Source organism: Bacteroidota bacterium (assembly GCA_013360915.1).
In the GTDB taxonomy this organism is placed as follows: Bacteria; Bacteroidota; JABWAT01; order JABWAT01; family JABWAT01; genus JABWAT01.
Map to the genome: position 1 here is coordinate 1 of JABWAT010000035.1, position 7,487 is coordinate 7,487.

A 7,487-nucleotide genomic window follows, 5' to 3' on the forward strand; every position below is an offset into this window, starting at 1 on the left:
GACCAGAGGTGGTTATGAAACTGTTGGGTCATACTTCGATTAAGATGACCATGCAGTACGTCCGGATCCTTGATGAGGTGAAGGCGAAAGAAATGATGAGCGCTTGGAACATTTGAAAGGAAATATCATGGATAAGTCTTTTTGCCCGAACTGTAATTCTGAAATTAAAGAATCGGTTTTTGGATCCAATCTTCTATTGAACAACTACATGGTTGCCGTAATCAATGAATTCTTGAATAAAAGATTGCCTGGATACTGTGAAAAGTGTGGAAGAAAACTTTATGGGGAGGCTGTGGTCATTTTTTCTGAGGAGAAGGAGAAAATTAACTCTGAAATTGAAAGTTTAATGCAAGTTGTTCCAATTGTCACAACTCATTCTCCTAATGGATGGGTATATAATTCGATCGGAATCGTGACTGGACAATCAACAACCGGAACAGGAATTGTTTCTGAATTCACATCTACTTTTACCGATCTTTTTGGTTCGCAGTCAAATGCCCTAAATAACAAATTACGAAATGGTGAGAATTTCTGCTTTAACATACTCAGGAAGAAATGTCTTGAACTTGGAGGTAACGCAGTGATTGCAGCCGACGTGGATTATTCTGAGGTTGGTGGAGGAAAGGGGATCCTTATGGTCTGTTCAGCAGGAACAGCGGTTTTGGTTAAAAATTTCAGTGAAATTTTTCCAGAAAGGTTAGATAAAGTGGAGTTAGCAAAATTGAAGGTTGCGAGATTAAATCTTCTAAATTCCCTTAATCTCACCTATTGATCACCATCCATAAATGCCATCGATAGTATCTATGCATCGCACATAGTCCCGCTGGATCCGGGTCAGAAATACTTCGTTTCCTGCAATGTAATGGGATGATAGAAAAGTAAGCACCTTGGAGGGTTTGAAGGTCGGCACTTTTATTCCGCTGAACCGGACAACTCTCCAGGCTGACCCGATGGTGGCGTAGGCAGGTCCATTTTTGGACATGAATTCTGCTGGATCGGATACGTTCACCGAACCGTTGTGTATTGAAACACAATCGTAAAGCGAACCGGTCAGGTAAAGTTTATTCTGAGGAGTCATCCGGATGATTGTTCCCGAGAGTTCTTTGTATCATAAATCCGGTTATCCTTCAGATATACATTCCCGAGGGTGTAGAATGAGAAAGCCTTCGGGGATGAGTTGTCATATACCGACCACGCCATTCCCTCGAGCTGAGGCCAAACCATGCTCTCGGTGATACTTCCCTCAAGGTCTTCCTTATCCAGTTCAACCCGGTAAGTGTTGTCGGTAAATTTTGGTGCCTTTACAACCCGGATCTGATTCAGGCCATTGCTGAAAACAACCATGTTCATGAATCGGGAAACATCCTTGATTGCATCTGCAACGGTTTTGTAGGAAGAATCATTTACACTTGTGCCATTCGAGAAGTCAGTACTTTTCAAATACACTCCAGAAATATCCACCCAATTGGTACCATCACGATAGTACTTGTTATTGTCTTGAACAAATCCGGATCGGCCACCGAGTTTTGATTCATTCCACTTCGGATCCATCATGTCGGCAAGGTAGGTAAGGAAGACCTTATTCCCGGAGAAAATATTGGTCCAGGTGGAATTCCGGCTGGTGCCGGCCTGGTTCCATTGCTTGATCTGATCCAACTCATCAAATCCATCGGTGAATGTCATTGAAATCGATTCACCTTTTGGTGTCCGCTCGTACCGCTCACTCCCTCGCTTAAACCGGAAATAGATGGTTTCACCATCCAACTTTCGGTAAATCTCCAGATAGAAGTTTTTGTCAGTGGAATGGAATGCCGCTACTGTTTGTGATCCAACACCGGTTCCGGATCTGATGTGTCCCCATAAGTTCAGGTCACCACCCATGGAAATAGGTATCTGTTGGAATTTTGCTGTGACCCGATTAGCCCGGAGGTTGAAGTCGAAGAAATCAATCTCGGAATCACCTTCGCAGGAAATGAACTTTGCCGAATGAACGGACACATCCTGGGTGGCTCCGTAACCACCAACGGTGCTGATGAAATAAAACATCCGGATTTTCCACCGGTGGTTTTCCAGCACCCCAACTTCAGATATGTAATTCCCGTTGATTGGCATATTAGCTCGTGTACATTGAATCCAGTTTTTGTCCGCGAGTATTTGCCCGGCTCAGGTCTTCACCATCGACATTCAATACAGGTTCAATTTTGGTGCGCTCCATGGCCGCTGCCAAGCGATCATAGTCGATGGGTTGAGAGGCACTTGCTGTCGATGCCATTTGTGCAAGCTGAAGGCGAGGAATGATATCCTGCTGAATCACCTCTTCAAACTTTCGTTGAGGTGCAACTATTCTGGGATCCAAAACACCGCCCTCATCAAAACCTACTGCCTTTATTCCTGCTTTCACAACTCCAATGGAAGCCCCGACACCAGCTGCCGCAAGTGGTACAGCAAACGGACCGGCCCAGGAGAAAAAGGTCAGGTAGCTTTGCCATAAGGTTGATGCAATTTCCCACATCTTTTTCCCGAGGATAACTGCTGTTTCCCATGTGGCCGTTGCAATACGAGCGGCTGCTCCAGCATTGGTCGCGGCGGTCATTTCGCCTTCGCCAATCGCGTGTGCGATAACCTGTTCGCCGATGGATTGAATGAATTTGAGTTTCATTCCTTCCCAGATTCTTTCCATCCTTTCTTTTCCAGTTACTGACTTATCGAGAATGTCAGAACTGAAGTCAGACCACACCGCTTGCATATCCTGTACCAAGGCCTGGTTGTTCCGTCGTTCTTCTTCATGAACCTGCATCCGCAGTCCAGAAACTTCCTGACTTATCCTCAGCTTCTCTTCCTCTGTACCTCTGTGGTTTAATAGCTCCTGCTCCTTAATGGCCAACAGTTCTTTCGTGGTGAGTTGTTGTAATCCGATCTCTGCATCGGCCGACTCTCTGGCCTCATCAAGATACTCCTGATTCCGGGATCGGTCCGCAATACTTTTTCTTGACTGATTGACCTCAATTGGCTTTAATTCTTTTGCATTAAATGAATTATGAAACCGGTCAATTTCTTCTCCATCCGCTTTTTGTGAAACAGAATTCGTGCCGCCACTGCCTCCAGTTCCGGTTTGGTCAGATGGAGAAATCGGATCGCTGAGTCCAAACTCGTTAATCAGTTCGGTTTCGATTTCTTGCATTCTGACTTTCCGATCACCGATGTCCATCTCATATTCAGCTAAACGCCGGTCAATTTCCCCTATTTGTCCGTCAATGCGCTGACCAACTGTTTGTGCCGCAAGATTGGCACCTGCCTGGGCAGCTCTTCCCCCAAGGTCTCCACCGACACCAAGATCGATGCTTTCCTTTTTATCAAGCGACCCATCCTCAGATGCAACCTTTCTTTCGGCTTCCAGCGCAGTTTTCCTTCTGGTCAGTTCGAGTTTCTTGCTACTGGCCTCAGTAATAGCAGCCAATTGATCAGCAAGGAGAGCCGACCGGACCTGAGAGGCGATGTAATTATTCAACTCTGTACGGGCATTGGAAATTGCCTTTGCATTCTGATCAAATGCACCATTGACCAGATCCATCCCTTTGAAGTAATTCGGGAATTCCGTACTCAGGGTCTGTGCAATTCCAGTAAATATCTTTTGTTCCTCAGCGGTCCGGTTCGTTCGGGAAGCAAGTACCTCATATTGATTTGCAAGAGTTTCAAATCGGGTTGAAAGTTCTGCTGTTTTTGCAGAAGCCTTTTCAAATTCGGTTTCGGTTGGAGTTATAGCCTGGACCAGCGCGGTGATTCCGGATACAGCAGATTTGGCCACCGGAAGAAGTTCATCCCCGAGTTTGGTCATCAACTGGCCGATGGCATCTTGCATATTGGAAACAGCACCGTTAAAGGTTTGTGCTTGCATTTCCATCATTCCGGAAAAGTTTTTTTCCTGGAGTATTCTGGGGAGCGCAGTTAAAAGTTCTTCGGTTGAGGCAAGTAGTTCACCGTTGGCAGAAATACCCTTACCGGTTGCACGTTGCCAATCATCGGTGGTGATCAGCAGATCCCGGAACATATCGACTGCAATTCCTTTTTGACCGGACGACATTTTGGCAAAAGCTGACAATGCCTGTTCCATCGGCTTCCCGGATGCAGAAGCCAGGTCTCCAAGCATCCGCAGATTATCCTGCGAGTACCGGCCGAGAGCCTGTAACTGGTTTGCCGCCTCAACTACCTGAGGAAGTTCAAACGGTGTTGTTTTTGCGAATTCGACCAGCTCTTCGAGGCGGCTCTGTGCAGCTTCCGTGGAACCCAGCATGGTGGTCAATGCAGCTTTGTATTGTTCGAATTGTCCGGCATTCCGGATCGGGATCATCAGAACATCAAAGCCTTTTCGTGCCAATTCGAGACCCTGATTCAGGTCAGTCAATACTCCCTTCCATTTCTGAAAGGAATTCGACTCATCCCCGGCCCGTTTGGCATCAGCAACCAGTTTTTTTAGTTGCTCTTCGGTCAGTTCAAGGGAGGCGTTTACTTCCTTGTCTCCCTCCAACTTTATCTTTAACTCAATGGTATTTCCAGCCATCAATTATCCTGTTCGAAGTAAATTGCATTTCGTGATAGCCGGTTTAAATAGGCACGGCATATTTCAGTCAGGGTCCATGTTCGTCGGATTTGGTCGTACCTGGTTGGGTTGTCATCTGCAACCGTCCAAATAATCCAATTCAGACCTTGCTCACGTTGCCACTCGGTCGCCCAAGGCTCTATTCGGACTTTCGAGTTTCGGGGACCGATGGGGTCAATGCGCTCCAGTAACTGAATAGTGGTGCGTAAATCGACCCGTATAAGGACAAAAAATCAGTCAGGACCTCCAGCACCTGAGGCATCAGAAAATCTTGATTCCAATCCGGATCGGGAAGGGTGCCATTGGGGTCAGCTCGTTCGAGAACTGATTTTGCCAATTCCATTTTCTGGAGTGGCGTTTTAACTGCCTGGATTTCCTGATCGAAAATCTCAGCGCGAACCGGGGTGCATTTTACCAACCGGTAACGGATCCCGGCGATAACATAAATTTTCGGTGCCTTATATTCTGCAGGTGTTTCCATGATGCTCCTTAATTGTTGATGAATGAAGTCGGTACGGATGGTCCATGCATCAGTGTGATATTGTCGAACTCACAAACACTGGTGCCGGTATCGGCATAGGTAGCCAGCTCGAGACGAATGTACCTGGTATTGGCATGTGCAACGGCAAGGGAACCGGATAAAACTGCCAGTCCATTCGACCCGGTAAGGATCGAGAGTGTTTCAGTGATTGCTCCAGTACCGTCATGCCCGATCAGCTGGATGCGATGGGAAACTCCGGTAGTACCGCCAGACCCATAAATATTTGCACGAACGGAAAATACCATTCCACGTACAGCCGGAATCTTTTTTGTGTTCAGCGCTTTGGCCAGCGTTCCGGGTGTTGATGCTGTCAGGCGGAGAGCGTTCCCCACAGCAGTGGTGAAGGATGCATTCGGGGTAACGGTTCCGAAGGAAGCCGAGGTAATTGTGAACTCAGTTGCAACTGAACCATCGGCATCGGTGGGATCCAGAATATTGGTTCTCCGGGTAATTAATGCACCAGCTTTGCTGATGGCCATTGAAATTTCCAGTTCAATGATTTCACCAGTCTTCTGTGATTGCTTTTCCCGACACCGGACCGTGGTGTTTTCCATCCAGATCCGGGTGTTTTCTAAACCATAGACCCACAGGTTTAAGGGAGTGTTGGCTGCCGACCAGGTTAGTATCTGGTCAAACTTCTCATGATCACCTACGACTGCCTTAAACCGGTGAGTCCGGGTTTCATTCCACGCCTGCTGATCCCACAGCTCAGTGCCTTCATCTTCCGATTCATACTGACCTTCCCGAAGAATTTCCTGGAGGAAAACGGCCTGTGAGAAATGCGTGTCGGTTGCAGGTGCCAGACAAATAATCTGACTGCCGGTTGAGATCATTATTCCTCATCTTCCGCCATGATGCCATAGGCAACCAATTCGGTGGCAACAGATTTCGGGATGTACTTCCCAGCCTCATACACTTCACCTTCCTGCAGAACCTGTCCGGCAGTCAGATTGGCATCGAGCACTTCCCGGGTCTCGTTAGAAACCTGTGTAAGGTGAAAGTCCTGAAGTACCGTCCACGATTTTCGTTTAGTTGCCATGGTTAATTCTCGCTGAATGAGGTAATGGTTGCTGGACCACACACGAGCATGAGATTATCAAACTCTGCGGTTGCTGAACCACCAGTATTGTTGACTTCCAGATAAAAAGCCGCCTGTTTGCTTGAGGCATTTGCAACAGTCAATTGACCGGTAAGAGTTGCTGCGCCTGTCCCAGAGTCGGAAACGGTCAGCAATTCAGTTTGGGCCAAACTGCCATCAAATACTTTTAATCCGATCTTCCGGTTAAAAGCGGACGTTTGATTATACAAATAGGTGTGACCAAAAACCGAGAAGACCATTCCTGATTTTACCGGCAATTCAAGGGTTCCGGTGGACCCTCCAGTGTGGACCGCAGACAATCCTGCGCCAGACTGAACGAACTTCAGCACCGGGCTTACTCCATTGGCAAAGGATCCGTTTTTAGATGCTGAAGTAAGAGTTCCATTGGTGGCAGCCGAAAACCTGGCAACAGATGAACCGTTTGCCAATGACGGAAACAACAGGTTAACACCATGCCTGATGTCGAGATTGAAGCCGGTTTTTGTGAAACTGATTGTGTAATTCGCTGGCTTACCATCGCCAGTATCAACCCCATCTGAAATAAGGGGGTCTGTGGGAGTCATCCACAGCACGCACCCGTTGGGTCCGTAAGCATAGACCTGGAGTGATTTTCCGGATGCAATCCACCCACGGATCGTATCAACGCTGGCAGGATCGATGAACTCAATCTCGAGCGTGTGCTTAAACGCAATGAAGGCTCCCTCTCCGGTTTTCAGTTCCTTTTTCAATGTGGCAAGGGAATAACCCTTACCTCCGGTGATCAGATCCAGCCAAACGGGTGAAGCGAAATTTGCATCATCCGATTGAACAACGCAGACCTGATCAAATAGATCAAGTACTGGTTGCATTATGCCTCCGTGATCAGAGCGGCGCGGTTAAGGGCAGTCCGCTTTGCAGTCAACTTGTAGACCTTCACGCCATCCTTCGGTTCAATATCGAGTGACAACAAGACGCCGTTGGTGGCATCTCCGAATGTCAGAGATCCAGACAGGTTGGTTTCCTTGATTTGAAAACGGTTTCCTGCTGCGATGTCTGCCAGAATATTTGCCTCCGTTGCGCCAGTCGATGATTGGCATTCATCAAACATATACTCCGCTTCCCCGGTACCATTCTTAAACCGCTCCTCATCGGTCGACAGAGTGATTCCGTTACCCTTCCAGGAAATCCCTTTGCTTTCCTTTGCGACATTGTACAGCTCAAGGTTAGCTGTGCCGAACGCAGAGTTTCCAACGTTTCCGCCGGACGCCACA

Annotated in this window: 9 protein-coding genes; 1 reads left to right on the forward strand and 8 read right to left on the reverse strand. The window is 47.5% G+C overall.

The genetic code is table 11. The features are described 5' to 3' along the window. Positions 1-127 precede the first annotated feature (127 nt). Complete coding sequence (locus tag HUU10_15575) at positions 128-772, forward strand: heavy metal-binding domain-containing protein (protein ID NUQ83022.1); 645 nt, start codon at positions 128-130, stop codon at positions 770-772. On the opposite strand, the gene HUU10_15580 is transcribed toward HUU10_15575, so the two are convergent. The 8 genes from HUU10_15580 to HUU10_15615 all read right to left on the reverse strand — a co-directional run. Next, the gene (locus HUU10_15580; GenBank protein ID NUQ83023.1) at positions 773-982 is read right to left on the reverse strand and encodes a hypothetical protein; all 210 of its coding nucleotides are present in this window, start codon (positions 980-982) and stop codon (positions 773-775) included. 92 nt (positions 983-1,074) lie between these two features. After that, positions 1,075-2,112: a hypothetical protein gene (locus HUU10_15585; protein ID NUQ83024.1), complete on the reverse strand. Its 1,038-nt coding sequence runs from the start codon at positions 2,110-2,112 to the stop codon at positions 1,075-1,077. 1 nt (position 2,113) lies between these two features. Then, positions 2,114-4,558: a hypothetical protein gene (locus HUU10_15590; protein ID NUQ83025.1), complete on the reverse strand. Its 2,445-nt coding sequence runs from the start codon at positions 4,556-4,558 to the stop codon at positions 2,114-2,116. Between the two features lie 178 nt (positions 4,559-4,736). Further along, positions 4,737-5,078, reverse strand: coding sequence for a hypothetical protein (locus tag HUU10_15595; protein NUQ83026.1), 342 nt, complete (start codon positions 5,076-5,078; stop codon positions 4,737-4,739). Between the two features lie 8 nt (positions 5,079-5,086). Continuing rightward, positions 5,087-5,971, reverse strand: a complete 885-nt coding sequence (locus HUU10_15600) for a hypothetical protein (protein NUQ83027.1) — start codon at positions 5,969-5,971, stop codon at positions 5,087-5,089. Then, a complete protein-coding gene (locus tag HUU10_15605; protein NUQ83028.1) occupies positions 5,971-6,177 on the reverse strand; it encodes a hypothetical protein in 207 nt (68 codons plus the stop codon). Before HUU10_15605 ends, HUU10_15600 begins: the two co-directional genes overlap by 1 nt. 2 nt (positions 6,178-6,179) lie before the next feature. Then, a complete protein-coding gene (locus tag HUU10_15610; GenBank protein ID NUQ83029.1) occupies positions 6,180-7,085 on the reverse strand; it encodes a hypothetical protein in 906 nt (301 codons plus the stop codon). Continuing rightward, the coding region (locus HUU10_15615) for a hypothetical protein (protein NUQ83030.1) at positions 7,085-7,487 on the reverse strand (403 nt) is incomplete at its 5' end. The genes HUU10_15615 and HUU10_15610, both read right to left, overlap by 1 nt.

What these genes read in the sequence shown, in the direction of transcription:
- HUU10_15575 (NUQ83022.1), top strand. Translation starts at nt 128, where the DNA reads ATGGATAAGTCTTTTTGCCCGAACTGTAATTCTGAAATTAAAGAATCG.
- HUU10_15580 (NUQ83023.1), bottom strand. Translation starts at nt 982, where the DNA reads ATGTCCAAAAATGGACCTGCCTACGCCACCATCGGGTCAGCCTGGAGA.
- HUU10_15585 (NUQ83024.1), bottom strand. Translation starts at nt 2,112, where the DNA reads ATGCCAATCAACGGGAATTACATATCTGAAGTTGGGGTGCTGGAAAAC.
- HUU10_15590 (NUQ83025.1), bottom strand. Translation starts at nt 4,558, where the DNA reads ATGGCTGGAAATACCATTGAGTTAAAGATAAAGTTGGAGGGAGACAAG.
- HUU10_15595 (NUQ83026.1), bottom strand. Translation starts at nt 5,078, where the DNA reads ATGGAAACACCTGCAGAATATAAGGCACCGAAAATTTATGTTATCGCC.
- HUU10_15600 (NUQ83027.1), bottom strand. Translation starts at nt 5,971, where the DNA reads ATGATCTCAACCGGCAGTCAGATTATTTGTCTGGCACCTGCAACCGAC.
- HUU10_15605 (NUQ83028.1), bottom strand. Translation starts at nt 6,177, where the DNA reads ATGGCAACTAAACGAAAATCGTGGACGGTACTTCAGGACTTTCACCTT.
- HUU10_15610 (NUQ83029.1), bottom strand. Translation starts at nt 7,085, where the DNA reads ATGCAACCAGTACTTGATCTATTTGATCAGGTCTGCGTTGTTCAATCG.